Annotated in this window: 24 protein-coding genes; 11 read left to right on the forward strand and 13 right to left on the reverse strand. The window is 70.8% G+C overall.

The features are described 5' to 3' along the window. Positions 1-54: 54 nt before the first annotated feature. The 3 genes from ACTMTF_RS11150 to ACTMTF_RS11160 all read right to left on the reverse strand — a co-directional run bounded on the left by ACTMTF_RS11150 (position 55) and on the right by ACTMTF_RS11160 (position 3,063). Positions 55-1,803, reverse strand: a complete 1,749-nt coding sequence (locus tag ACTMTF_RS11150) for a proline--tRNA ligase (RefSeq protein ID WP_397009110.1) — start codon at positions 1,801-1,803, stop codon at positions 55-57. A gap of 70 nt (positions 1,804-1,873) precedes the next feature. After that, complete coding sequence (locus ACTMTF_RS11155; protein ID WP_441110518.1) at positions 1,874-2,521, reverse strand: hypothetical protein; 648 nt, start codon at positions 2,519-2,521, stop codon at positions 1,874-1,876. A 95-nt stretch (positions 2,522-2,616) separates the two neighbouring features. After that, positions 2,617-3,063 carry a hypothetical protein gene (locus tag ACTMTF_RS11160; protein WP_441110519.1) on the reverse strand — a complete coding sequence of 149 codons (447 nt, stop codon included), beginning with the start codon at positions 3,061-3,063 and terminating at the stop codon, positions 2,617-2,619. 101 nt (positions 3,064-3,164) lie between these two features. Here ACTMTF_RS11160 and ACTMTF_RS11165 point away from each other — a divergent pair, with 101 nt between their 5' ends. From ACTMTF_RS11165 to ACTMTF_RS11185, 5 genes are all read left to right on the forward strand, one after another. Further along, a complete protein-coding gene (locus ACTMTF_RS11165; protein ID WP_397009104.1) occupies positions 3,165-4,232 on the forward strand; it encodes an LLM class flavin-dependent oxidoreductase in 1,068 nt (355 codons plus the stop codon). Beyond that, on the forward strand, positions 4,232-5,299 hold the full coding sequence (locus ACTMTF_RS11170; protein ID WP_441110520.1) for a hypothetical protein: 1,068 nt from the start codon (positions 4,232-4,234) through the stop codon (positions 5,297-5,299). Before ACTMTF_RS11165 ends, ACTMTF_RS11170 begins: the two co-directional genes overlap by 1 nt. Positions 5,300-5,460: 161 nt before the next feature. Further along, on the forward strand, positions 5,461-7,014 hold the full coding sequence (locus ACTMTF_RS11175) for an AMP-binding protein (protein ID WP_441110521.1): 1,554 nt from the start codon (positions 5,461-5,463) through the stop codon (positions 7,012-7,014). A 209-nt stretch (positions 7,015-7,223) separates the two neighbouring features. Next, positions 7,224-8,540 carry an FAD-dependent oxidoreductase gene (locus ACTMTF_RS11180; RefSeq protein WP_441110522.1) on the forward strand — a complete coding sequence of 439 codons (1,317 nt, stop codon included), beginning with the start codon at positions 7,224-7,226 and terminating at the stop codon, positions 8,538-8,540. Positions 8,541-8,556: 16 nt separating this feature from the next. Continuing rightward, the gene (locus tag ACTMTF_RS11185; protein ID WP_441110523.1) at positions 8,557-9,714 is read left to right on the forward strand and encodes a DUF6986 family protein; all 1,158 of its coding nucleotides are present in this window, start codon (positions 8,557-8,559) and stop codon (positions 9,712-9,714) included. 30 nt (positions 9,715-9,744) lie between these two features. Here the strand turns inward: ACTMTF_RS11185 and ACTMTF_RS11190 are convergent, their stop codons facing one another. The 5 genes from ACTMTF_RS11190 to ACTMTF_RS11210 all read right to left on the reverse strand — a co-directional run bounded on the left by ACTMTF_RS11190 (position 9,745) and on the right by ACTMTF_RS11210 (position 14,115). Continuing rightward, positions 9,745-10,425 carry a copper homeostasis protein CutC gene (locus ACTMTF_RS11190; protein WP_441110524.1) on the reverse strand — a complete coding sequence of 227 codons (681 nt, stop codon included), beginning with the start codon at positions 10,423-10,425 and terminating at the stop codon, positions 9,745-9,747. A 107-nt stretch (positions 10,426-10,532) separates the two neighbouring features. Then, positions 10,533-11,135, reverse strand: a complete 603-nt coding sequence (locus ACTMTF_RS11195) for a GNAT family N-acetyltransferase (RefSeq protein ID WP_441110525.1) — start codon at positions 11,133-11,135, stop codon at positions 10,533-10,535. A gap of 213 nt (positions 11,136-11,348) precedes the next feature. Next, the gene (locus tag ACTMTF_RS11200) at positions 11,349-12,104 is read right to left on the reverse strand and encodes a GntR family transcriptional regulator (protein WP_441110526.1); all 756 of its coding nucleotides are present in this window, start codon (positions 12,102-12,104) and stop codon (positions 11,349-11,351) included. A 415-nt stretch (positions 12,105-12,519) separates the two neighbouring features. Then, entirely contained in the window at positions 12,520-12,933 is a 414-nt protein-coding gene (locus ACTMTF_RS11205; RefSeq protein WP_441110527.1) for a Zn-ribbon domain-containing OB-fold protein, read from the reverse strand. A 27-nt stretch (positions 12,934-12,960) separates the two neighbouring features. Further along, a complete protein-coding gene (locus tag ACTMTF_RS11210; protein ID WP_441110528.1) occupies positions 12,961-14,115 on the reverse strand; it encodes a thiolase C-terminal domain-containing protein in 1,155 nt (384 codons plus the stop codon). A 133-nt stretch (positions 14,116-14,248) separates the two neighbouring features. Between ACTMTF_RS11210 and ACTMTF_RS11215 the strand changes: the two genes are divergently transcribed. The 3 genes from ACTMTF_RS11215 to ACTMTF_RS11225 are packed head-to-tail and all read left to right on the forward strand — an operon-like array spanning position 14,249 to position 17,067. After that, positions 14,249-14,935 carry a flavin reductase family protein gene (locus ACTMTF_RS11215; protein WP_441110529.1) on the forward strand — a complete coding sequence of 229 codons (687 nt, stop codon included), beginning with the start codon at positions 14,249-14,251 and terminating at the stop codon, positions 14,933-14,935. Between the two features lie 45 nt (positions 14,936-14,980). Further along, entirely contained in the window at positions 14,981-16,276 is a 1,296-nt protein-coding gene (locus tag ACTMTF_RS11220; RefSeq protein ID WP_441110530.1) for a DUF2252 domain-containing protein, read from the forward strand. A 44-nt stretch (positions 16,277-16,320) separates the two neighbouring features. Next, positions 16,321-17,067 (forward strand): SDR family oxidoreductase, encoded by a 747-nt coding sequence (locus ACTMTF_RS11225; protein WP_397009082.1) that lies wholly within the window; start codon positions 16,321-16,323, stop codon positions 17,065-17,067. Here the strand turns inward: ACTMTF_RS11225 and ACTMTF_RS11230 are convergent. The 3 genes from ACTMTF_RS11230 to ACTMTF_RS11240 all read right to left on the reverse strand — a co-directional run bounded on the left by ACTMTF_RS11230 (position 17,057) and on the right by ACTMTF_RS11240 (position 18,577). After that, on the reverse strand, positions 17,057-17,878 hold the full coding sequence (locus ACTMTF_RS11230) for an ATP-grasp domain-containing protein (protein WP_441110531.1): 822 nt from the start codon (positions 17,876-17,878) through the stop codon (positions 17,057-17,059). The genes ACTMTF_RS11225 and ACTMTF_RS11230 overlap by 11 nt on opposite strands. Positions 17,879-17,971: 93 nt before the next feature. Next, positions 17,972-18,232 (reverse strand): hypothetical protein, encoded by a 261-nt coding sequence (locus ACTMTF_RS11235; protein WP_397009079.1) that lies wholly within the window; start codon positions 18,230-18,232, stop codon positions 17,972-17,974. An 87-nt stretch (positions 18,233-18,319) separates the two neighbouring features. Beyond that, positions 18,320-18,577 carry a hypothetical protein gene (locus tag ACTMTF_RS11240; protein WP_441110532.1) on the reverse strand — a complete coding sequence of 86 codons (258 nt, stop codon included), beginning with the start codon at positions 18,575-18,577 and terminating at the stop codon, positions 18,320-18,322. Positions 18,578-18,790: 213 nt separating this feature from the next. Between ACTMTF_RS11240 and ACTMTF_RS11245 the strand changes: the two genes are divergently transcribed. Next, positions 18,791-19,504 (forward strand): NIPSNAP family protein, encoded by a 714-nt coding sequence (locus ACTMTF_RS11245; protein ID WP_441110533.1) that lies wholly within the window; start codon positions 18,791-18,793, stop codon positions 19,502-19,504. Between the two features lie 28 nt (positions 19,505-19,532). On the opposite strand, the gene ACTMTF_RS11250 is transcribed toward ACTMTF_RS11245, so the two are convergent. Both ACTMTF_RS11250 and ACTMTF_RS11255 read right to left on the reverse strand, forming a co-directional pair. Next, positions 19,533-20,204: a pentapeptide repeat-containing protein gene (locus tag ACTMTF_RS11250; RefSeq protein ID WP_441110534.1), complete on the reverse strand. Its 672-nt coding sequence runs from the start codon at positions 20,202-20,204 to the stop codon at positions 19,533-19,535. A 46-nt stretch (positions 20,205-20,250) separates the two neighbouring features. Beyond that, a complete protein-coding gene (locus ACTMTF_RS11255) occupies positions 20,251-21,732 on the reverse strand; it encodes a glycoside hydrolase family 3 protein (RefSeq protein WP_441110535.1) in 1,482 nt (493 codons plus the stop codon). A 220-nt stretch (positions 21,733-21,952) separates the two neighbouring features. Here ACTMTF_RS11255 and ACTMTF_RS11260 point away from each other — a divergent pair, with 220 nt between their 5' ends. Continuing rightward, positions 21,953-22,621 (forward strand): TetR/AcrR family transcriptional regulator, encoded by a 669-nt coding sequence (locus ACTMTF_RS11260; protein ID WP_397009069.1) that lies wholly within the window; start codon positions 21,953-21,955, stop codon positions 22,619-22,621. A 14-nt stretch (positions 22,622-22,635) separates the two neighbouring features. Then, entirely contained in the window at positions 22,636-23,298 is a 663-nt protein-coding gene (locus tag ACTMTF_RS11265) for a DNA alkylation repair protein (protein ID WP_441110536.1), read from the forward strand. The last annotated feature ends 181 nt before the right edge of the window (positions 23,299-23,479 follow it).

The raw sequence follows: 23,479 nt of genomic DNA on the forward strand, positions 1-23,479 counted from the left end.
ACCAGCCGCTGTCTAACGCCCTTTATGTACGTGAATCGCCCCTAAGTGCGGGGGTCAGGAGGCCGCGCAGGCGGCGACGACCCGGTCGACCGCCTCTGCCAGCGGAATCTCGCCCTTGTCCCCGGACACGCGGTCGCGCAGCTCCACCACGCCCTGGTCGAGCCCGCGGCCCACGACCAGGATGGTGGGCAGGCCGAGCAGCTCGGCGTCCTTGAACTTGACGCCCGGCGAGACCTGCCGCCGGTCGTCCACCAGGACGCGCAGCCCACGGGACTCCAGCTCGGCGGCCAGCTCCAGGGCGGCCTCCACCTGGCGGCCCTTGCCGGTGCCCACGATGTGGACGTCGGCGGGGGCGATCTCGCGCGGCCACACCAGGCCCAGCTCGTCGTGGGCCTGCTCGGCGATGACCGCCACGGCGCGGGAGACGCCGACGCCGTAGGAGCCCATCGTGATGCGGATCGGCTTGCCGTCGGGGCCCAGCGCGTCGAGGCCGGCGACGTCGGCGTACTTGCGGCCGAGCTGGAAGATGTGGCCGATCTCGATGCCGCGGTCGATGGACAGCTCCGCGCCGCAGCGGGGGCAGGCGTCACCGGCGCGCACCTCGGCGGCCTCGATGGTGCCGTCGGGCTCGAAGTCACGGCCGGCCACGACGTGCGCGGCGTGCTTGCCGGGCTCGTTGGCGCCCGTCACCCAGGAGGTGCCGGTGGCCACGCGGGGGTCGACGAGGTAGCGGATGCCGAGGTCGCGCAGCACCTGCGGGCCGATGTAGCCGCGCACGAGGCCGGGATGCTTGGCGAAGTCCTCGGCCTCGAAGATGGCGGGCTCGCCGGGGGCCAGCGCGGCCTCCAGGCGCTTGAAGTCGACCTCGCGGTCCCCCGGAACGCCGATGACCAGGGTCTCGACCTTTTTCGAGCCGGGGGTGGCGACCTTGACGACGACGTTCTTCAGCGTGTCGGCGGCGGTGACGGACAGGCCGTGGTGCTCGTTGACGTAGGACACCAGCGAGTCGATCGTCGGGGTGCCGGGGGTGTCGAGGACCCGCTGCTCCGGCAGGCCGTCGAGCGCGCGGGCGGCGGGGGCGGGCGTGGTGACGGCCTCGGCGTTGGCGGCGTAACCGCAGGAGCGGCAGGCCACGAACGTGTCCTCGCCGGTGGGCGTGGGGGCCAGGAACTCCTCCGAGGCGGAGCCGCCCATCGCGCCCGACGTGGCGAACACGATCTTGTAGGTGATGCCCAGCCGGTCGAACGTCTTGATGTAGGTCTCGCGGTGCGCCTCGTAGGAGCGCTTGAGGCCGTCGTCGTCGAGGTCGAAGGAGTAGGAGTCCTTCATCAGGAACTCGCGGCCACGCAGGATGCCCGCCCGGGGCCTCGCCTCGTCGCGGTACTTGGTCTGGATCTGGTAGAGCGTGACCGGATAGTCCTTGTAGGAGGAGTATTCGCCCTTGACCATGTCGGTGAAGAGCTCCTCGTGGGTGGGGCCGAGAAGGTAGTCGGCGCCCTTGCGGTCACGCAGCCGGAACAGCGTGTCGCCGTACTCGGTCCAGCGGCCGGTGGCCTCGTAGTACTCGCGGGGCAGCAGGGCGGGGAAGAGCACTTCCTGGCCGCCCATCCGGTTCATCTCCTCGCGGACGACGCGGGCGACGTTCTCCAGCACCATCTTGCCGAGGGGCAGCCACGAGTAGATGCCGGGCGCGACGCGGCGGACGTAGCCGGCGCGAACGAGGAGCTTGTGGCTCGGCACTTCCGCGTCTGCCGGGTCGTCCCGCAGGGTGCGAAGAAACAACGACGACATGCGCAGCAACACGGCTACTCCTTGCTCGGGCCTGATGTGAAGGATTACAGGCTATCGACTCGGAGACACCCTCGGCGCGTGCTTATCCGGCGACGGTGATCCAAGCGGCGAACAGCCCTGTCAGCAGCACGGTGCACGCCAGCGCCCTGATCCGGGCCCCGGCGCTCCCGCGCAGTGCGATCACCACGGCGACGGCCACCGCGCCGATCAGCAGGGCGGGCAGCGGCCAGAAGGACCGCTCGCCGCCGATGAAGCCGGGAGTGGCCCGGTCCACGACGTCGGCGAGCAGGGCCGCGCCGATGACGCCGGCCGCGTAGTCGCCCCACCGGTCGCTCCTGCGGGTCACGTAGGCCAGCAGGCCGATGCCGATCAGCAGCGCGAGCGTCCAGTTGAGCACGGCGACGCTGCCGCCTATCAGGTGGAAGCGGGAGCCGCCGCCGATGACGCCGCCGCCCACGGCCGCGGCCAGCGTGGCCACCGCGGCCAGGAACGTGGTCAGCAGCGCCCAGCCGAAGCCGGACGCGCTGGCCCCGACGGCCAGCGCCAGCGCCAGATAGGCGTACGGGTCGTAGACGTGGCCGAACCATCCGGGGCCCTTGCCCGCGGCGAGCACGCCGAGGAGACCGATGGCCAGCCCGCCGAGAGAAGCGGCCAGCACATGGCGCTCGATGCCTCGTTGCCGCCGATCGAACTCGGCGAGATCCACGTACTCCATTGTGCTCTTACCCATGTCCATCCCCAGGCCATCCGTGCCTAAAGACGACCGTTGTCAGGGTATGTGGCCGTACAAAAAAGGCAAATTTCGGGACAACCTTAGGGAAGGTGTCAGCCGCCGAGCAGTTCTTCCCAGGGGTGGCGGGCGGTGGTGCGGCGGGTGGTGTCGAGCGCCTCGGCCAGGCGCCAGAAGTGCGGCCGGGACCGCACTTCGGTCCTGCCCATCGGGTCGACGGCGCGCAACTCGAAGCGGACGCCCCTCACCTCCAGCACGGCGGAGACGTCGTCGGCGGTCACGACGCGACCGGTGGCGTGCGGGTGCCGGGCGAGCAGCGCCGCCACCTCGGAGGCGAAGGGGCCGTCGCGCCACTCGATGTGCCAGCTCTCGTCGGGCCCGGGCCACCAGGTCAGGTCGCGGCACGACTCGATGAACTCCGCCTTGGTCGCGAGCGCCGCCATCACCCGGCCGAACGCCTCGTAGCGGCAGGCGCTGGCGAGCGAGTGATCGTCCGGGTCGGTCCCGTCCTTCGGCCGCCGTAGCGCGTGCTTTCGCCTCACGAGGATCCACTTTGATCGTGACAGCGCCCTTCCCGCAAGTGGTGGCTGCTGGTACGCTCAACCAAGCGAGCGCTTGGTTCACAGACTTCGGCGGAGGCGCGATGACGGCCCTACGGATCAGCCTGGGCTACGAACTGGAGGTACGCGGGCGCACCCGCGAGGTCGAACAGCGGGCGTTCCAGAACGTGATCGACCAGGTCGTGCTGGGCGATCGGCTGGGCTACGACACGGCCTGGTTCGTCGAGCACCACTTCACCCGCGGCTTCTCCCACTCCTCCGCGCCCGACCTGGTGCTCGCTGCCATCTCCCAGCGCACCGAGCGCATCCACCTGGGGCTCGGCGTGGTGCTGCTGCCGTTCCAGTCGCCCATCCGCACCGCCGAACGGGTCGCCACGCTGGACGTGCTCAGCGGCGGACGGGTGGAGTTCGGGACCGGGCGGGGCGCCTCCCCGCTGGAGTACCAGGCCTTCCAGCGGCCCTTCGAGAAGTCCCGGCAGATCTGGGAGGACTCCCTGGAGGCGACGCTGGCCATCTGGCGAGCCGACGGGGAGCCGGTCAGCCGCTCCAACGAGTTCTTCGAGATCCCGGACGTGGCGGTCTACCCGCGTCCCGCGCAACGGCCCCACCCTCCCGTCTGGGTGGCCTCCACCTCCCTGGAGGGCTACCTGGCCGCCGCCAGGCACGGCTACAACCTGCTCGGCATGACGATGCTCAAGGGCATCGACGAGGTGGCCGAGGACATCGCCCGCTACCGGGAGGCGCTGGCCGACAGCGGCTTCGACCCCGGCACCCGGCGGGTGGCGCTGATGATCCCCTGGTTCGTCGCCCCCACCCGCGAGCAGGCCAACGCGACGGCCGCCGACGCGGTCCTGTGGTACATCCGCCGCCAGGTCAACCTCGTCACCCCGCCGGACTACTACGACGCCCGGCACGCGACCCACCGGGTCCTCGGCCAGCTCGCGGCCGGGATGCCGCCCGAGGAGTCGATGGCCGTGCTGCGCGAGCACCTGATGGTCGTGGTGGACGACGCGGAGGGCTCGCGCAAGGCGCTGGCCCGCGTCGCCGAGGCCGGCGTCACCGACCTGATCCTCCAGGCGCAGGTGGGCGGGCTGGCGCACGACCAGGTGTGCGCGTCGATGACCCTGTTCATGGACGAGGTGATGCGTTGATGCCGGCCCGCTGGCTGACCCGCCACGATCTCGGCGCGACCGGCGGCTCCGCCACCGGGCTCCTGCTCGTCGCACCGGATCTGTCCAGCGTCTTCCCGCTCGACCCCGCCGACCGTACGGCCTGCGTACGGATGACAGGTGAGGCGCTGGCGGCCGTGGGGGTCGGCGCGGCCGATCGGGTGGTCGTGGCGCTGGCCGAGCCGGCCGGCTCGCTCTGGGCGTCGGCGGCGGCGGACGTGGCGGCGGCCGGCGCGTCGGTCGGGCCCCGGGGCCGGATGCGGCTGCACCACGCTCTGACCACACTGAGGGCCACCACGCTCGTCGCCACGCCCACCGGCGTCATGGACTTCCTGGCCAGGCTGCATCTGGAGTTCCTCCTCGACCCGCTCGACCTGGGGCTGGGGCACATCGTGCTGACCGGCGAGATCGCCTCCAAGCGGACGATGCGCCACCTGGCCGGCGAGTTCGGGGCGGCGGTGTCGGAGGCGTACTCCAGTCCGTTCAGCGGCGGCGCGCTGGCGTGGCGGACCTCGGAGGAGGACCCGCTGACGCCCGTCGCGGACGGCGTGCTCGGGCTGGCGGCTCTGGACAAGGACGAGCCGTACGTGGGCAGCGGCCCCGCCGAGCTGGTGATCACGGCCGCCGGGCACTCCACGCTGGGCGACGCCGTGCTGCGGACCGGGCAGGTGGCGGGTGACCCGAGCGCCCCCGGCGGGCTGCCCGCCCCTGAGCACACCGTGGGTGAGCACGTGCTGGTGCGAGGCGTGTGGGTCTCGCTGCCGCGCCTGGAGAAGGCGCTGTCCAAGATCGACGGGGTGTCCGGGTGGGAGCTGACGATCAGCCGGGCGGGCACGCTCGACTCGGCGGTGCTCACGGTGACGTTCGGCCGGCAGAGCCTGGTCGCGAACCCGATGTGGCAGTCCCGGATCCGGGAGGCGCTGCGGGCGCTGACACCCGTCGCGATCGGCGTGGACATCGCGCCCGAGGCGGCCGAGGCGGCCCGGCCCGGTCTGGTGAACGATCTACGCGGCCAGCACCTCGGCCGCGACCGGGCGCTGCTCACCTGAGCCCCCGGTGTGACCCGATCGGAGGCGTGACGGTGCAACCCACGGGATCGACGGGATCGACAGGATCGGCGGCATCCGAGGCATCAGGGGTGCCGGAAGCGGCGGAGGCGGCGGCGCCGGGATCGGCGGGAACGATGCCGGCTTGGGGGACGCTGCCGCGCATGCTGCGCGACCAGGCCGCACGCCATCCCCGCAGCATCGTGATCGTCGACGGGGACACCCCGATGACCATGGCCGAGCTGCGCGCGGCGGCGGCGGTCACCGCGCGCGGGCTCATCGCGCTCGGGGTACGGCCGGGTGACCGGGTGGCTCTGTGGGGGGTGAACGATCCCTCCTGGGCGGTGCACGCCTTCGCCGTCTGGGACGCGGGCGCGGTGCTCGTGCCGCTCTCCCCCCGGTACAAGGGGATCGAGGCCGCCGCGCTGATCGAGAAGACCGGGGCGCGGATCCTGATCACCGGCGACGGCCCCGACCGCACGCCCCTGGCCGGCCTCCTGCCACCGCTGCCGGGCCTGCGGCACCTGGTCGTGCCCGTCTCGGAGCGGCGGGCGGAGCGGCTCACGCACCCCCCGCGTACAGGCCACTCGGAGCTGCGGGCGCGGGGGGCGGAGGTCGAGGAGCGGATCGGCGAGGAGCGGGCGCTCGCCGTACGGCCCGATGATCTGTGCGAGATCATGTCCACCTCCGGCACCACCGGCGCGCCCAAGGGGGTGATGCTGGATCACGCGCAGGTGCTGCGCGGCTACTGGGACTGGTCGGAGATCGTCACGCTGGACGAGCACGACCGCTATCCGGTGATCGCGCCGTTCAGCCACGGGTTCGGGCTGAACGCGGGGCTGGTCGCCTGCGTGCTGCGGCGGGCGGCGATGATGCCGATCCGGGTGTTCGCGCCCGGGGCGCTGATGTCGCTGATCTCCGAGGGGCGGGCGAGCGTCCTGGCCGGGCCGCCGACGCTCTTCCACCGGCTGCTGGACGAGCTGGACAAGGGCGACTGGGACGTGTCGTCGCTGCGGGTGGCCATCTGCGGCGCCGCCGCCGTCCCTCCCGCGCTGATCACCCGGCTGGTGGAGCGGGTCGGGCTGACGCGCATGATCAACGCGTACGGCCTGATGGAGGGCACGGTCGTCTCCATGACCAGGGCCGACGATCCGGTCGAGGTGATCGCGTCCACCACCGGCCGGCCGGTGCCGGGCATCGAGGTGCGCATCGTGGACGACTGCGGCCTGGAGGTGGCCGCCGGGGAGCGTGGGGAGATCCTGCAGCGGGGGTACGGGGTGATGCGCGGCTACTGGGACGATCCGGACCGGACCGCCGAGGCCGTGGGCAAGGACGGCTGGCTCCACACCGGAGACATCGGCACTCTTGATAAATCCGGAAATTTGGTGATTGTCGACCGGAAGAAAGAGCTCTATATCGTCAACGGGTTCAACGTCTCACCCGCTGAGGTGGAGTCGCTGCTGTTGCTCGAAGGCTCGCTCGCCCAGGCCGCCGTGGTCGGCGTGCCCGATCCGGTCTCCGGCGAGGCGGGCGTCGCCTACGTGGTGACCAGGCCGGGGATCACCACCGATCCGGAGGCGCTGCGTGCCTGGGCACGGGCCAACATGTCCGGTTACAAGGTGCCCAAGCGGATCGTCGTGGTGGACGCGCTCCCGACGAACGTCAACGGCAAGATCGACAAGCCCGCGCTGCGCGAACGGCTCGCCCGGCAGACCTAGGCGTCCTTGAGTGCCCGGCGGGTCTGGAGGAGTATCGGTACAGAGCCGGGCCACGATAACCGGATATGTCGGAAAAACCAGAAAAATCTAGAAAAAAAGGATGATCGGGCGGCATTCGGTAAAAATCCGTGTGGGCGTTCGGGGATAGATCGATCACGCCGACCCGTTGCACCTGGTGAAGTGGACAACGACCGGCATAGGGAGACGACGTGACGTTGCGCGTGGCGGTCATCGGGTCCGGGCCCGCTGGGATCTACACGGCCGAAGCCCTGGTGAAACAGTCGGCCGGGCCCGTCGAGGTGGACGTCCTCGAACGGCTGCCGACCCCGTACGGGCTGGTCAGATACGGCGTGGCGCCCGACCACACGTCGATCAAGTCCATCGCCGGCTACCTGCGCCGGGTCCTGGAGCTGCCCGAGGTGCGCTTCCTCGGCGGCGTGACGCTGGGCGAGCACCTGTCGGTCGAGGACCTGCTGCGCTGTTACGACGCCGTCGTCTACGCCACCGGCGCGATGGTCGACAGGAAGCTCGGCATCCCGGGCGAGGACCTGCCGGGCAGCGTCGCCGCCACCGACTTCGTCAACTGGTACTGCGGTCACCCGGACGTGGACCCGTCGAGGTTCACGCTGGACAGCCCGGAGGTGGCCGTGATCGGCGTCGGCAACGTCGCCGTCGACGTGGTCCGCGTGCTGGCCAAGACCGCCGAGGAGCTGAGCTCCACCGACGTGCCGCACGACGTGCTCGAACGCCTGGCGGACAGCCAGGTCAAGGCCATCCACATGATCGGCCGGCGCGGCCCCGAGCACGCCAAGTTCACCCTCAAGGAGCTGCGCGAGCTCGGCGACCTGACCAACGCCGACGTCTGCGTGCGCCCGGAGGAGGCCGTGGTGCTGGGCGCCGACTTCCCCAGGCAGATCCGCGGCAACATCGAGGTGCTGCGCTCCTGGTCCGACCGCGAGCCCGTCGGCCGGCCCCGCCGGCTGGACGTGCGCTTCTGGCTGCGCCCGGTGGAGATCCTGGGCGCCGAACGGGTGGAGGGGCTCAAGCTCGAACGCACCCGGCTGTCGGAGGGGGGCCGGGTAGTGGGCACCGGCGAGTTCGAGACCCTGCCCGTCGGCATGGTGCTGCGCTCGGTCGGCTACCAGAGCGTCCCGCTGCCGGGCGTGCCGTTCTCGCGGGAGACGATGACCGTGCCGAACGAGGCCGGCCGGGTGCGGGAGCGCGAATACGTCGCAGGCTGGCTCAAACGCGGCCCCACGGGCGTGATCGGCACCAACAAGTCCGACGCCGCCGAGACGGTCCGCACCCTCCTGTCCGACCTGTCCGACCTGTCGGGCCCTTCCGACGCGGGGCGTCCGCGCGCGTCCGTCGACGCGCTGCTGGCCGAGCGGGGCGTGCACCCGGTGACGTACGCGGAGTGGCAGGCCATCGAGGCCGCGGAGGCCGAGCTCGCCAGGACGCTGGGCCGCGGCGAGCGGGTCAAGCTCGCCGGCCTGGAGGCCATGCTGCGAGTCTGCCGCCCCTGATCCGCGAAGGGAACCCATGCGCGTCACCACGAGTCACCACGTCGACGGCTTCGAGGAGGTCCACGCGACCCAGCGGGCCCGCTACCCCGAGACGGGCCCCGCTTGGCAGCCGGCGCACACCGTCTACGTGCCGGCCGACCGGTTCGGCGCGGGCACGGTCGCCGCGTGGGGTGACGAGGCGCTGGCCCTGGCCAAGGCCCACCTGTCCGGGCCGGGCGAGCTCGCCGAGGTCTTCGGGCTGCCCGCCGTCCTGGCGACCGCCGTCCACGACAGAGTCCTGCGCAAGCTCGCCACCGAGCCGGTCGAGGACCTGCGGGTGGACTTCGAGGACGGGTACGGCGTGCGGCCGGACGAGGAGGACGGCCATGTCGAGCGGGCGGTCGAGGCGCTGGCCGGGATGCGCGAGTCGGGGACGCTGCCGCGCCGATGGGGGCTGCGGGTGAAGTCGTTCGCCGACGGCGACCCGGCGCGCTCGCTGCGGACCCTGGACGGGTTCGTCACCGGGCTGGTGGAGCGGGCCGGTGAGCTGCCCGCCGGATTCACCGTCACGTTCCCCAAGGTCATCATGGAGTCCTATTTGACCCAGTTCGCGGCATTTCTACAGCGGCTGGAGGAAGGGCTCGGGCTGGGGCGGAGGCTGCGGTTCGAGATTCAGGTGGAGGCGCCGCAGACGGTGCTGTTCCTGCGCGGGGACCTGGCCGAGACGCTCGGCGGACGGCTGGCCGCCGCGCACTTCGGGGTGTTCGACTACACCGCGGCGATCGGGCTGCCGCCGCACGAGCAGCGGCTCGACCATCCCGCCTGCGACCACGCCAGGCACGTGATGCGGACGGCGTTCGCGGGAACCGGGGTCGAGCTGTCCGACGGCTCGCTCGCCGCCTCCCCCGCCTCCGGCTCGGCCGAGGACGTACATGCCCTGTGGCGGCGGCACGCCGAGCTGGTCAGGCACTCGCTCGCGTACGGCTTCTACCAGGGCTGGGACATGCACCCCTCGCACCTGGTGAGCCGCTTCGCCACCGTCTACGCCTTCCACCTGGCGCGCTACGACTCCTACCGGGACCGGGTGCGGGCCTGGGAGGAGCGCCGGGCGGCCGGGGGCGGCGTGCTGGACGAGCCCGCGACGATCAGAACCCTCGCGGCGGCCCTCCACAGAGCGGACTCGACCCTCGGCTGACATTTCGTCTCGCGTACGGCCCGCGTACGGTCAGTCGCGTTCGATCAGGGCGCGCCAGCGGCGGACGAGGCGGGAGTCGACCGGCTCCGTCCAGCTGGGCCGGACGGCGGAGCCGACGTGGAAGGCGCGGACGCCGTAGTCGAGCAGGTCCGGCACGTGGTCGGGCTTGAGGCCGCCGCCCGCCAGGATGATGGAGCCGTCGCCCGCGTCCGTACGGCCCTTCAGGATCGCCAGGCCGTCGGCGACGCCCTTGGGCGAGCCGGAGGTGAGGACGGTCGCCAGGTTGGGCAGCAGGCGCACGGCCCGCCAGGACGCCTGCACGTCGGCCGCGTGGTCGACGGCGCGGTGGAACGTCCACGGCAGCGGTGACACGCCGTGGATGAGCGCCTCGGTGGCGGCCAGGTCCACCGCTCCGGCCTCGTCGAGGAAGCCGAACACGAACCCGGCCGCCCCCGCCTGTGCCAGCGCCCTGGCGTCTCGCCGCAGCCGGTCCAGCTCGTCGGCGTCGGCGGTGAACCCGGCGTGGCCGCGCAACATCACCATCTGCGGCAGCGGGCACTCCGCGGCGATCGCCGCGACCGTCTCCGGCGCCGGGGTCAGCCCGTCGGCCGCCATGTCGGCGACGACCTCCAGGCGGTCGGCGCCGCCCTGTTCCGCGGCGACGGCGTCGCGCACGTTCAGCGCGATCACCTCAAGGAGGGATCCGGTCATGCAGCAGAGGTTATATGGCCTTCTGCACCTTTTCGCCCGAGACGGCGAAGAAGATCCGCCGAGCGGGCCATGATCCGGGCCCGGAACCCGGAGGCGCAGGGACCGGATCAGGCACTGATCAGCTCCGCGAAGGTGAGATCACGGAACTCCGTGATCGCCACGTCGCTCGCCGGGCGCTGGAAGAGCGCGCCGGAGGCCCGATGGGGCAGGTCGACCGTCCGCAGGTGGCGGAACCCCCGGCTGCGGTAGTAGCCCTGCAGACGGGGGTTGCCTTTGGCGCAGTCGAGCCGCAGCCACGGCAGCCCGGCGTCGTACGCGGTGCGGCCCGCCCAGTCCAGCAGGGCGTCTCCCAGCCCGACGCCCGACCAGGAACGCCCCACGGCCAGCTTGTGGACGTACAGGGCCGCGTGGGGGGCGTCGTCCAGGGTCCAGAACTCCGCGTCCGCGTGGCGGTCGAGGGCGATCGTGGCAACCGGAGGGGCCGGCTCGCCGGGGCTGAAGTAGCGGAGCTCGTCCTCCAGAAGATATAGCACCCGCTCCTCGATGAGGGGCTCGATGCGCTCGGGGCCGAAGCCGTCGCGGGGCCACTGGCGGACGCCCCGCGAATACAGCCACTCGGCGGTGTCGGACAGGAGGGTGAGGACGCCCGCGAGGTCGTCGGGCTCGGCCCTTCGGAGTGTCAGCGGTCGGAGCAGGGTGTTGGCGTGCATGGTTCACCTTTCGTCGCTCTGTGCGTTGAGTTGGATACGGTGAGTAATGGCATCATGAGACGCGAACCCAATAAGGCAAATAGCCCGATAAATGCAAATAGTCCGATATATGCGGATAAATCGCCGCCAGGGGAGCGTGCACGACTCCCCGCGCCCAGCGAGAGTGCAAGCTCGCTGTGCCGCGGCGGGCGGATCACCCCCAACCGAGCTCGGTCAGCGGCGGTCGAGCTCGTATCTGATCAGATGTTTGTCGGCAGGCAGCACCGACACCGCAACGCGCACCGGCATGTCATCCACGTCGTATCCGACTCGGACATAAACCACAACCGGTGTACCAAGCTCCAACTGGAGCCGCTCGGCCTCTTCCTGATTGGGCATCCGCGCCCAGATGTCGTCCACCACGCGGACCTGCCCGTGCCCCAGCTCCTCCAGCACCCGGTTGGCGCCGCGCTCGATGTCGCCGGGACGCGCGATCTCGGAATCGGCCACCAGGTCCCGGGGGAAATAGGAGTCGTTGGTGTTGTACGGCTGGCCGTCCACGAACCTCAGGCGGCGCCGCACCACCGCGAGCTGCCCGTCGGCCAGCTCCAGCCTGCTGGCGATCTCCTCGACCGGAGAGACGGTCAGCACCTCGATGTACTGGCTGGGGGCGCGGCCCTCCTGCGTGACGGCGAACGCGAAGGCCTCCCGCAGCTCCCCGGTGGGTTGCGGCTCCAGCTCCCGCTGGGGATACATGAGGAGCGGCCGGCGGTCCCTGACCACCGTGCCGCGTCGCGGAGTGCGTGTGACAAGCCCCTCATTCACCAGCTCACCGAGGGCCAACCTGACGGTGTTCCTGCTCACCCCATGGTCTTCCATGAGTTGCGCCTCAGTCGGCAGCTGCGCTCCGGGGCCGAGTACGCCGGAGTAGATGGCCCTTCGTAGCTCCGAAGCCACCTGCTGATACAGCACCGACCTTGCCACTTTCACCCCTTTTGTTCCAACAATTTAGACGATCTGGTTCTAGCAGGCCATCACCCCTTGACCGGACGGCATAGTCGGCCGCATCATCCATTCGTTGGTACAAATCCATCGAAAGGCCGGTGAGGGGGTGAGGGCCGGTGGCGCCGGACCGCGTGGGTACGCCGTACCTGCCCTGGGACAGCCCCTGCGAAGCAACACGTTTACTGCGTTACGCGGTGCGTCGCACGGGATTCGTCCACATCAACCAAGCCCGCCGACCCGGGAGTCCTCACGAGAGGCCCACTCCCCCACCATCTCCGTGTGCGACCACGCGACCTAGGACTCCATCCCTCGCCGGAGTCCTGGTGTCGCCGCACACGGGGGAAGCGCGTCCTGGCGGGTCCCCCACGCCCGCCAGGGCGCGCGTTCCTGCCGGCCCCGCTCACCGCGCGGCCGGCCGCCAGTCCAGCAGCATCAGTCCGTCGCTCAGCGGCGTGTAGACCCCCCGCACGGCCTGCCCGCCCCGGGGCTCCCGGTCACCGCGCCAGTTGCCGTGGACCAAGCAGCGCGGCACGGCCGCGAGCCGCACCATCACCACGACGTACGGTTCCGCACCCCCCGGAGTGCCGCCCGGAGTGAAGGCCTGATGGTTGACGATCCAGCTCTCCACCGTGCCCACCGGCTCGACCGCCTCCCAGCGCGCGCCCTCGCGGTGGCAGGCGGGGCAGAAGGCCCTGGGCGGGAAGCGGGGCGTGTCGCAGGAGTCGCAGCGCTGGACGGCGAACTCGCGCCGGGCCAGGCGCTCCCACCATTCCGCCGAGTCCCGGTCCGGCACCGGAGGAGGTCTCTCACGCACGGCTGGCCTTTCTGCCGGAGGGCGCGCTCAGCCTCGGGTGAGGATGAGGGCAGAGGTGGCGGGCAGGATGTAGCCGGGCTGGGCGGTGGACAGGGCCACCTCGGCGCCGGGCACCTGGCGGTCGGCCGCGTCGCCCCGGAGCTGGGACACGGCCTCGGCGATGTGGTTGATGCCGTGGACGTACCCCTCGGACAGGAAGCCGCCGTGCGTGTTGACCGGGAGGCGGCCGTCGGAGACCGCGTACGGGCCGCCCTCGCCCTTGGCGCAGAAGCCGTAGTCCTCCAGTTGGACGAGCACGGAGTAGGTGAAGCAGTCGTAGAGCTCCGCCACGTCGATGTCCGAGGGCCCCAGCCCCGCCTGGGCGTACAGGCGCGGGGCGAGGCCGGCGGCGGCGGAGGTGGTCGGGTCGGCGGCGCCGCCCGAGAGGTGGGAGGCGCCGCCGCCCCAGGCGGCGGCCGAGATGAGCACCGGCGGGCGGCGCAGGGCACGGGCGCGCTCGGCCGTGGTGATGACCAGGGCGCAGGCGCCGTCGGTCTCCAGGCAGCAGTCGAGGAGCCTGAACGGTTCGGCGATCCACCGGGCGGCCAGGTAGTCGTCGAGGGTGATGGGGGTGCGCATGAGGGCGCGCGGGTTCTTGGCGGCCGACGCGCGCTGGGTGACGGCAATATGCCCGAAATGCTCGGCTTTAGTGCCATATTTCAGCATGTGGGCTCGGGCGTACATCGCGTACTGCTGCGGCGGCGCGAAGTAGCCGTACGGGGCCTGGAACTGGACCTCCGGGCTGACCGGCAGCCCTCGGCCGGTGCCGCCCATGCGGAACTCGGAGCGGGCGTTGATGGCCCGGTAGCAGACCACGGTCTCGGCCAGTCCCGCCGCCACCGCGAGGGCCGCCTGGCCGACCACCGCGTGCGAGACGCTGCCGCCGCCGAACTGGTCCAGGTGCCAGGCGGGATCGTGCACGCCGAGTGCGGGGCCGACCACCGAGGGGGCGGCGGAGTCCCCCACCCGGTGGGTGGCCAGGCCGTCCACGTCGCCGGGGCCGAGTCCGGCGTCGTCGAGCGCGGCCATGATCGCGCGGCAGGCCAGGGTGAGCGTGCTGACGCCGGAGTCCCTGGTGAAGGCCGTGTATCCCACTCCGGCCACGGCCGTGCGATCCCGGAATTCAAGCAAGCGCTTGGCCACACCGTCACGCTAGGCGGAGAATTCAGGCCATGTCAACGCGTACGCCATTCCGCTTGACAGCCCTTCGGCCGCGCGCCTACCGTCCAAGCAAGCGCTTGGTATGATAGGCGCGTCAGGTGAAGAGGAGGCGACCATGGGCACGCACGCCGCCGGTCTGATCGCACCGGAAACGATCGCTCCGGGCACGATCGCGCCGCGCACGCCACCGGCCGCGCTCGCGCCGGCCGGGGTGATCGCACCGGATCGGCGGGTCGCTCCGTTGCCGCCTCGCCAGCGCAGGACTCGCGACGGAGCCGCCATGCCGACCGGCCCTTCCAACGGCAGTCGCCGAGAAGACGGCCATCTCGACAGCAGGACGTTCAGATCGGTGCTCGGCCGGTTCGCCACCGGAGTGGTGGCGATCACCGCCCTGGACCCGGTGGACGGCAGGCCCTGCGGCCTGGCGGCCAACTCCTTCACCTCGGTGTCGCTCGACCCGCCGCTCGTGGCGTTCTGCGTGGCGCACACGAGCACGAGCTGGCCCCGAGTGCGCGGCGCGAAGGCGCTGACCGTGAACGTGCTGGCCGAGGACCAGCAGGCCGTCTGCGCGCAGATGGCGACCAGGGGCGGCGACAAGTTCGCCGGGCTGCGCTGGACCGGCTCCCCCGGCGGCAACCCGGTGCTCGACGGCGCGCTGGCCTGGCTCGACTGCGTGGTGGAGGCCGAGCACCCGGCCGGGGATCACGTGATCGTGGTCGCCCGGGTGCTGCAGCTCGACACCCACGCCGACGGCGGCCCGCTGGTGTTCTACCGGGGCGGCTACGGCGGCTTCGCCGAGTGACCCCCTGCTGGTCAGAAGGGGCAGGCGGGATCTAGGGTCCAGGGTATGAGCACACGCTCCTCCTTCCTGCTCGACGTCCTCATGTCGGAGTTCGGCGAATCGATCAAGCTTGATCCTCCCGCTTTCAGGAGGAAGTTCCGGAAAATGGCGGCCTCCCCCTTCGCGTTCTACCGGGGCAGCGCGGCCCTGTTCTACGCGGACCTGACCGGGCCGTACGCCGACGAGTCCTATCTCGACCCGGTGACCAGCCGGGTGTGGATCCACGGCGACCTGCACGCGGAGAACTTCGGTACCTACATGAACGCCTCGGGCGTGCTGGTGTTCAACGTCAACGACTTCGACGAGGCCTACGTCGGGCCGTACATCTGGGATCTCAAGCGCTTCGCCGCCAGCGTGGCGCTGCTGGGGTACGCCAAGGCGCTGTCGGACGAGGTGATCGGCAGGCTCGTCGGCGGCTTCGCCGGGGCCTACCTGACCGAGCTGGCCGCCATCGCGCGCGGCGGCGACGACGCCATCGGGGCGCTCACGCTCGACACCACCTCGGGAGTGCTGCACCGGGTGCTGCAGACGGCCCGGCTGCGCACGCGGGTGGCGATGCTGGAGGTGGAGACGGTGGTCGAGGAGTACGACCGGCGCTTCGCGTTCATGGAGGGGCGCGAGCCCGTCGAGCCGGGGACCCGGGCGCAGGTGCTGGCCGCCTTCGAGGACTATCTGACGACGCTGCCGACGCCGTCGAGCCCGGTGGAGCACCTGATCAAGGACGTGGCGCTGCGCAAGGGCGTGGGCATCGGCTCGGCCGGGCTGCCCTCCTACAACTTGCTGCTGGAGGGGACGTCACAGGCGCTGGAGAACGACGTCATCCTCTACATGAAGCAAGCGCAGGTGCCCGCGGTGGCGCGGCACATCACCGACGAGAAGGTGACCCACTACTTCCACCACCAGGGGCACCGCACGGCCGAGTCGCAGCGGGCCCTGCAGGCCTACGCCGATCCCTGGCTCGGCTACACCACGCTGGGCGGTGTGGGGCAGCTCGTGGCCGAGGTGTCGCCGTACTCCGCGGATCTCGACTGGGACGACGTCAACGAGCCGGCGGAGCTGGAGGCGATCGTGCGGGATCTGGGCAGGGCGGTGGCGCGCATGCACGCGGTGGCCGACGACGAGTCCAGCCACGACCTGGTGAGCTTCTCCACCGAGGAGGCGATCGTGGCGGTGGTGGGCGACGACCGGGCCGGGTTCGCCGAGGCGCTGGTGGACTTCGCCCACCGGTACGGCGCGCGGGCCCGGGAGGACCATCAGCGGTTCGTCGACCTGTTCCGCAACGGCCGGCTGCCCGGAGTCTGATCGGCCATGGCAACCGACCGGTCGGTATGGCATGCTTCCGAGACATGAATCTGTTCTCGGTGGAAGGCAAGACCGTCGTCGTCACGGGCGGTTCACGGGGCATCGGACGCATGATCGCGGCCGGTTTCGTCGAGGCGGGCGCACACGTGCACATCTCCGCGCGCAAGGCCGCCGAAGTGGAGAAGACGGCCGCCGAGCTGGGCTGCTCCTCGGTGGTCGCGGACCTGTCCACGCCCGAGGGGGTGCAGACGCTGGTGTCGGCCGTCGACGGGCCGGTGCACGTGCTGGTCAACAACGCCGGCGCCACCTGGGGCGCGCCCCTGGCCGACTATCCCGAGCACGCCTTCGACAAGCTCTGGGACATCAACGTCAAGGGCGTCTTCTACGTGACCCAGCGCTTCCTGCCCCAGCTGCGGCAGGCGGCCGGCGCGGAGGACCCGGCACGGGTGATCAACGTGGGATCCATCGACGGGATCAGGGTGCCGGAGATGGAGACCTTCGCCTATTCGGCCTCCAAGTCGGGCGTCCACATGCTGACCAGGCACCTCGCCAAGCAGCTGGCCGCCGAGCACATCACGGTCAACGCGCTGGCCCCCGGGCCGTTCGAGTCCAAGATGATGGCCTTCGCCCTCGACGACCCGGCGACCCGTGAGGCCATTGCCGCCGGCATCCCCCTGGGCCGCATCGGCCGCCCGGACGACATGGCCGGCGCGGCGATCTTCCTGGCCTCCCGCGCCGGCGCCTACCTGACCGGCACCGTCATCCCGGTCGACGGCGGCCTCACCTGCTGAGCAGCTCGCGCAGCGCCTCGGCGAGGCGCTGCGCCGCCCCGGGCTCCTGACGCAGATAGAGGTACGGCTCCGTCAGCTCGACCTCAATGACCGCCGGGCCGCCGTCATGGAGCCGGACCAGGTCGATCCTGGCGTACAGAAGGGCCTGAGGGATGGCGGCAAGCACCTTCTCCGCGAGTTCGACCTGGTCCGGGGCCGGTGTGCGCGACTGCGCCCGTACGTTGTCCGCGCCGGTCATGCCGGGGGCGAGCATCGGCATGCGGCGGACGGCGTGGCTGAAGCGGCGGTTGAAGTAGAGGAGCGAGGTCTCGCCCTCGGACTCGACCATGTCGAGGTAGGGCTGGACCATGGGCGTGCGCCCGGCGCTCTCCAGGGCGGCGGCGTGCGCCTGGGCGCGGTCGCGGTCGGCGGTGCGGATCGTGTCGCGAGCGCCGGCGGAGATCGCGGGCTTGACGACGTAGTCGTCCCAGTGCGGCAACTCCTGTGACGACCAGTGCGTGGGCACGATCGGCACGCCGAGGTCGCGCAGGTAGGTCTTGTCGGTGTTGGCGGCAAGGACGGCGGCCGGGTTCAGCAGCCGGGTGACGGACTCCACCCGGCGGGCCCAGGAGAGAAACTCGGCCCTGCGGTCGACGTAGTCCCAGACCGAACGGACCACGACGGCGTCATAGGCGGCCCAGTCGACGCCAGGATCGTCCCAGCGTTCGGTCCGGCCCTCGATGCCGGCCGTGTGCCAGGCGTCGAGGGCCGGCTTCCGCTCGTCATCATGGTCGTCATGATCATCGAACGTCACATATGCGCAGGTAGTCATCCGGCGATGCTAATGCCGACGCCGGGATGAGCCCGTGTGGGGCACACGCCCCCGCGCTCCGCGCCGAGCGCGGGCGCGCGTGCCGGGATCGGGCTAGTCGACGCGGACGCCGAAGCCCGCCCGGCTGTCATCGGAGGCGACAGCGGCGTTGCCGTTGATGTTGTTGACGTTGGTCGAGCCCCGGCCACCGAAGTTGGCCGCGCCGATGTTGGCGAAGTTGTTGCCCGACTGCGAGGTCTCGTCGTTACGGCTGGAGTTGCGGTTGTCAGTGTCGGCGTAGGCCGGGGCGGACAGGAGGGTGAGACCCGCGGCGGCGACAACGACGAACCCGGTCACGCTGAGCTTCTTGATCATGTCGATTTCCTTCCACAGAGGTTAGGTCGAGAGAGGTCAGACGCTCGCCGGGACTCTGGGTCCGGCGGGCAGGAAGCCGTGATCGGTCTAGTAGAAGATGTAGGTCACGGCGATGCTGTCGTTCGTCGCGGTCGTGGCGATGCCGTTGAGGTTGTTGACGTTGGTGGACCAGCCCCAGCCTCGGTTGACCATGGCGATGTCCGCGAAGTTGTTCCCCGACTGCCAGGCCTCGGTGTTCCGGCTTTGGTTGTCGGCGCGGCTGTCCGCGTGCGCGGGGACGGCCAGCAGCGTGACGCCCGCCGCGGCCGCGACCACGGCACCGGTGACGCACAGCTTTCTGATCACTTGAGCTCCTTCGCCGTTGGCTTCGAGGGGCGGTGGAACGCCAGGGCCCGAAGGCATGCCACAACCCCCTTGACCTGTCTTGACCCATGAGGATCAAGGTCACAGCGACTATATAACCGTGGGTCATTAATCGGTAGCTTAAAGTAATCAGAAGATTCTTCTGGCAAAGTCACTGACAAGGGATGTCAGTGACAGCGCCATACCGTCGGCCGCATGATCTACGAGCTGCGGCAGTACATACTGCGCCCCGGCATGCGTGACACGCTGATCGAGCTGTTCGAGCGCGAGTTCGTGGAGGCGCAGGAGAGCGCCGGGATGGACGTCGTGGGCCACTTCCGCGACCCTGATGCGCCTGACACCTTCCCCTGGATGCGGGCGTTCGCGGACATGGACAGCCGCCGGGCGGCCCTGTCCGCCTTCTACGGCGGCCCGGTCTGGAAGGCCAACCGCGACGCGGCCAACGCCACCCTGATCGACTCCGACGACGTCCTCCTGCTGCGCCCGGCCGGCCACGGCTTCCAGCGATCACCGCGCCCGCCCGCGGCGCCCGCCTCGCCACCGTCGTCACTGCCGTCGTCGCTGCGGTCCTCGCCGTCGTCGTCGCTGCCGTCCTCGTTGTACGTGGCCACGATCTGCCACGTCGAACCGGGCGCCATCGGGTCGTTCCGCGAGTTCTTCGCCGGGCAGGTGGAGCCGGTGCTGGCCGAGGGCGGGGCGGCGCCGGTCGCCTGCTTCGAGAGCGAGCACGCGGTCAACACCTATCCGGCGCTGCCCGTACGTACAGGTGAGGAGGTTTTTGTGTGGTTCGCCCGCTTTGAGCAGGCGCGGGACGAGCGTGTGGTGGAGGTGCCGGCGTTGGAGAAGTACCTCACCGCGCCGCCACGCCGCCTCCGACTCGCCCCTGCGGCCCGTTCAGCCCTGCGCTGAGCCCTGGGCGGCGCCGCGCCTCAGGGCGTCAGATCACGTTGATGCCCCGGGCGGCGAGGATGGCGTCGGCCTGGGCCCGGTTGATGGTCGCGCCGGCGAACGCGTACAGCCTGGCGTCGTCGATCTCCCCCAGATCGGCGCCGCGCAGGTCGGACCGGGCGAAGACGGTCTTCAGCAGCTTGGCGCCGCGCAGCCTGCAGTCGCTGAAGGTGGCCTCGGTGAAGTCGCAGCCCGACAGGTCGGCCTCGTCGAAGCGGACGCCCTCGATGAGGTCGCCGCGCATCGAGCAGCCGCCGAGGTTGGCCAGGGTGAGGTTGGAGCGGGTGACCTTGAAGCCGGTGCCGCGCGAGCCGGTGAGCGAGGCGCCGATCAGACGGCAGCCGGTGAAGGACGCGTCGGTCAGCAGCGCGCCGCCGAACTGCGCGGAGGACAGGTCGACGTTGGTGAACGTCACGTCGATGAGGTCGGCGTCGCTGAACCTGACGCCCATCCCGCCGCCGCCGCTGAAGACGGCTCCATCGAGGTCGGCCTTGCGGAAGTCGGTCTGCTCCAGCACGCACGACTCGAAGCGCGCCCCGGCCAGGGAGGCTCCCCACAGGTCGGCCTCGGTGAGGTCGCAGCCCTGGAAGAGGTGCGTCTCGTCCGGCGCGAGCCGGTCCGTCAGGGATTTACGGGACAGATCCTCGCCGTCGAAGTTCACGGTGTCAGACGCTACCGGTCAACTGCGGGCGGTCAGACGCGGGCGGTCAAAGGCTGCCGGTGATCACCTCCGCGGCGGCGCGGCCGCAGACCATCGCGGAGCCGTACGTGGCGATGTGCACCGCGCCCAGGTCGGAGCGTTCGGGCAGGCCCATCTCCACCACGACGGCGTCGGGCCGGGCGCTGAGCAGGTGGCGCAGCGCCTCGCCCTGCCAGGGGTGGCGGTGCACGTCGCGGACCACGAGCACGAGCGGGCGTCCGCCGGCCGCGCCGGCCAGCAGGTCCTCGATCGCGGCCCCGGTGGCCTGACCGGCGGCGAACCTGGTCACGGTGGTGCCGGGCAGCAGCGCGGCCAGCGGTCCCGCCACTCCCCAGGGGGTGCCCTTGTCGATGGCCAGGTTCATCTCCGGAGACAGCTCCACCACGTGCGGTGCGGTGGTGAGCGGCAGCACGGCGGCGCTGGACCTGCGGGTGACGCGGACGGCGCGGCGGGCCGCGGTCAGGCCCAGGTTGCCGTTCGCGCTGGGGGCGCTGCCCGAGGAGGTGGTCCAGACGGCCAGCTCGCGGACCCGGCGTGCGGCGTCTGCCAGGCGCTCCTCGGGCAGCAGTCCTTCGGTCACGGCGGCGGCGATGGCGTCGCGCACCCCGGTCGCGGTCGCCTCGTCGGCCCGCTCACCGCCGATGCAGATGGCGTCGGCGCCGGCGGCGATGGCGCGCGCCGAGGCCCCGCCGATGCCGTGCCTCCCGGAGACGGCGGCCATCTCGATCCCGTCGGTGACGATCATGCCGTCGAAGCCGAGCTCCTCGCGGAGCAGCCCGGTGAGCACCTTGGGGCTGAGCGTGGCGGGCAGCTCGGGGTCGTAGGTGGGGACCAGGAGGTGGCCGGTCATGATGGACCGGACTCCCTCCTCGATGGCCGCGCGGAACGGCCGCAGGGCGTCCTCGATCCCGCCGGAGGCCACCATGGGCACGCCGTGGTGGGAGTCCACCGAGGTGTCGCCGTGGCCGGGGAAGTGCTTGGCGCACGCGGCCACGCCGGCGGACTGCATGCCACGGACGAAGGCCCGGGTGTGGCGGGAGACCACGTCGGGGTCGGCGCCGAAGGCCCGCAGGCCGATGACGGGGTTGTCCGGGTTGGAGTTCACGTCGGCCGAGGGCGCGAAGTCGATGGTGATGCCGGCTGCGGCCAGGTCCCGGCCCAGGTCCGCGGCGAGCGCCTCGGTCAGCGCCACGTCGTCCACCACGCCGAGCGCGTAGCCGCCGGGGCGGGTGCTGCCGGTGAGGACTTCGAGCCTGGTCACCTCGCCGGTCTCCTCGTCGGTGCCGACCAGGGCGGCGGGGTTCTCCGCGCGCAGCGCCGCCGTCAGCCGGGCGACCTGGGCCGGATCGGCGATGTTGCGGGAGAACAGCACGACGCCGGCCAGGCCCTCGGCGAGTCTGCGGCGCACCCAGTCCGGCGGGGTGTGACCCGCGAAACCCGGCAATAGCACGGCGTCGGCCATGTTGAGGAGGTCACCGCTCTTGGACATGACTCGAAATCTAATAGGAAAGTTTCTTATTTGCTAGAGGCATTTTCGAACGTCAGCCCATCTCCTCCCCTGACGAACTCCGCCGCCGTGCCCATCCCTGTCCCACCCGGCCGGGCGGGCCGACCGGTCCGGAGGCCGTCGCCAATCAAGCGCTTGGCCGCACCGATGAGCTGGGCCGGTTAGGTGAACAAGCGATTGTCTGAGGGCCCATAATGAGTACGTGACAACGCGAAAGAACTCCGCGGGCACCGCCGCTCCGGCGAAGCGCCAGCGAGCCAACTCCTCGGGCCCCGCGTCCGAGCGCCGTGACCATCTCGTCAAGCTCGCGGCGGAGCTCTTCGCGCGCAAGGGCTTTCAGGCCACGACCGTACGCGAGATCGCCGAAGAGGCCGGCATCCTGTCGGGCAGCCTCTATCACCACTTCGACTCCAAGGAGACGATCGTCGACGAGGTGCTCTCCACCTTCCTCGATGATCTCATCGCCCGCTACCGCGCGGCCCTCGAAACCGGCGGAGACCCGCGCACGGTCCTGTCGGAGATGGTGCGCATCGGCTTCGGCACGCTGGAGCCGCACCGCGCCGCGATCACCGTGATGCAGAACGACTGGAACTATCTCCGTCAGTTCGAGCGGTTCAACTATCTGGTGAAGGCCGAGGAGGAGGTGGAGCAGATGTGGGTCGCGCAGATCAAGGCGGGGCAGGGCGTCGGGCTCTTCCGCCCCGACGTCGATCCCAAGCTGACCTACCGGATGATCCGCGACACCATCTGGGTGGCGGTGCGCTGGTTCCGCCCCGGCGGCAGGCTCAACACGACCGGGCTGGCCGAGCACTACATCACCGTGCTGTTCGACGGGCTGGCCACCGGTGAGCGGACGTCCCAGCGAGCATGAGTCTCGGTGAGGCGGTGCGGCATGCACTGCGTGAGGCCGCGCAGCCGGACAAGGCCGCCACCATGCAGGCCTACATGAAGTCCAAGATGCCCTTCCTGGGCGTGCAGGCGGTGCCCCGGCGGGCCATGCTCAGGCGGGTGTTCGCCGCCAACCGGATCGACAGCGCGCCCGACTGGCGCCGGGCGGTGCTCGCGCTCTGGCGGGAGGCCGAATACCGTGAGGAGCTCTACGCGGCGATCCAGCTCACCGGCCACCACCTCTACCGCGACTACCAAACCCTCTACACGATGCCGATGTACGAGGAGATGATCGTCAGCGGCGCCTGGTGGGACCTGGTGGACGAGCTGGCCACTCACCGGATGGGCGCCCTGCTCGCCGCGTTCCCCGACTCCATGCGGCCGTTGATGCTGCAGTGGGCGCACGACGACGACCTGTGGAAGCGGCGCACCGCGATCCTGTGCCAGAACCGGTTCAAATCCCGCACCGACACCGCGCTGCTGTTCGCCTGCATCGAGCCCAGCCTGTCGGACAACGACTTCTTCGCCCGCAAGGCGATCGGCTGGGCCCTGCGCGAGTACGCCAAGACCGACCCGCGGGAGGTGGTCCGCTACGTGCGGGCCAAGGGCATCTCGGGGCTGAGCCGACGCGAGGCGCTGAAGAACCTGCCGGTCACCTAGACGAGTGAATCCCGAGTCGCCGCGGCAAGTAGTGCGGAAATGACGAAGGGTGTTGACGATCGGTTGGTGACAACAGACCTCAACACCCTTCCCACCGCACGCCGTTGCGAACTGGCCGGCCGGGCCGGTCACGGCTTACTGCCGCTCCCACTCCCACCGGCTCTTCGCAGGAGGGCGCGAG

Source organism: Nonomuraea sp. ZG12 (assembly GCF_052068115.1).
Taxonomy (GTDB): Bacteria; Actinomycetota; Actinomycetes; order Streptosporangiales; family Streptosporangiaceae; genus Nonomuraea.

Coding starts and splice junctions, on each gene's coding strand:
- ACTMTF_RS11230 (WP_441110531.1), bottom strand. CDS start 17,878: ATGACTACCTGCGCATATGTGACGTTCGATGATCATGACGACCATGAT.
- ACTMTF_RS11190 (WP_441110524.1), bottom strand. CDS start 10,425: ATGACCGGATCCCTCCTTGAGGTGATCGCGCTGAACGTGCGCGACGCC.
- ACTMTF_RS11175 (WP_441110521.1), top strand. CDS start 5,461: ATGCTGCGCGACCAGGCCGCACGCCATCCCCGCAGCATCGTGATCGTC.
- ACTMTF_RS11215 (WP_441110529.1), top strand. CDS start 14,249: ATGGGCACGCACGCCGCCGGTCTGATCGCACCGGAAACGATCGCTCCG.
- ACTMTF_RS11235 (WP_397009079.1), bottom strand. CDS start 18,232: ATGATCAAGAAGCTCAGCGTGACCGGGTTCGTCGTTGTCGCCGCCGCG.
- ACTMTF_RS11195 (WP_441110525.1), bottom strand. CDS start 11,135: ATGCACGCCAACACCCTGCTCCGACCGCTGACACTCCGAAGGGCCGAG.
- ACTMTF_RS11255 (WP_441110535.1), bottom strand. CDS start 21,732: ATGTCCAAGAGCGGTGACCTCCTCAACATGGCCGACGCCGTGCTATTG.
- ACTMTF_RS11155 (WP_441110518.1), bottom strand. CDS start 2,521: ATGGGTAAGAGCACAATGGAGTACGTGGATCTCGCCGAGTTCGATCGG.
- ACTMTF_RS11170 (WP_441110520.1), top strand. CDS start 4,232: ATGCCGGCCCGCTGGCTGACCCGCCACGATCTCGGCGCGACCGGCGGC.
- ACTMTF_RS11225 (WP_397009082.1), top strand. CDS start 16,321: ATGAATCTGTTCTCGGTGGAAGGCAAGACCGTCGTCGTCACGGGCGGT.
- ACTMTF_RS11245 (WP_441110533.1), top strand. CDS start 18,791: ATGATCTACGAGCTGCGGCAGTACATACTGCGCCCCGGCATGCGTGAC.
- ACTMTF_RS11220 (WP_441110530.1), top strand. CDS start 14,981: ATGAGCACACGCTCCTCCTTCCTGCTCGACGTCCTCATGTCGGAGTTC.
- ACTMTF_RS11185 (WP_441110523.1), top strand. CDS start 8,557: ATGCGCGTCACCACGAGTCACCACGTCGACGGCTTCGAGGAGGTCCAC.
- ACTMTF_RS11165 (WP_397009104.1), top strand. CDS start 3,165: ATGACGGCCCTACGGATCAGCCTGGGCTACGAACTGGAGGTACGCGGG.